The organism is Rhodanobacter spathiphylli B39 (assembly GCF_000264295.1).
GTDB classification, from domain to species: Bacteria; Pseudomonadota; Gammaproteobacteria; order Xanthomonadales; family Rhodanobacteraceae; genus Rhodanobacter; species Rhodanobacter spathiphylli.
Window position 1 is genome coordinate 1 of sequence record NZ_AJXT01000145.1, and the last position, 369, is coordinate 369.

A 369-nucleotide genomic window follows, 5' to 3' on the forward strand; every position below is an offset into this window, starting at 1 on the left:
GAAACATTTGACAGAACGGGGTATATCCATGAGCTGACGGCGACTGCGGTAGTATTTCCGGACCTCAAGAATGCGGATCTGCAAAAGGCTTACGGTGTGCTGGGAGAAGCAGAACTTTTAAAAGCAATGCTTTATGTGGGGGAGTTTGCGACATTGGCGCAAGCAGTGCAGGAGCTTTCCGGCTTGGACGTTGACATCAATGAGGAGATTGAAGAGGTAAAAAACGCATAAAGCAGGGCGATGCGGAATTTAATCTGGCTCACTTCGCCCTGCAGAAGCTTCATATTTTGCCGTCTGAGCTTGTTGAAATGAGTGATAGAGAAAGGGCATTTATTTATGCAAGCATCCCGCTACGTATTGAGGATGAAA

1 protein-coding gene is annotated in these 369 nt (G+C 46.9%); it reads left to right on the top strand.

What is annotated here, in order from left to right; all coding sequences use genetic code 11:
* The coding region (locus UU7_RS17230; RefSeq protein WP_007810913.1) for a phage tail assembly chaperone at positions 1-231 on the top strand (231 nt) is incomplete at its 5' end.
* Positions 232-369: the final 138 nt, after the last annotated feature.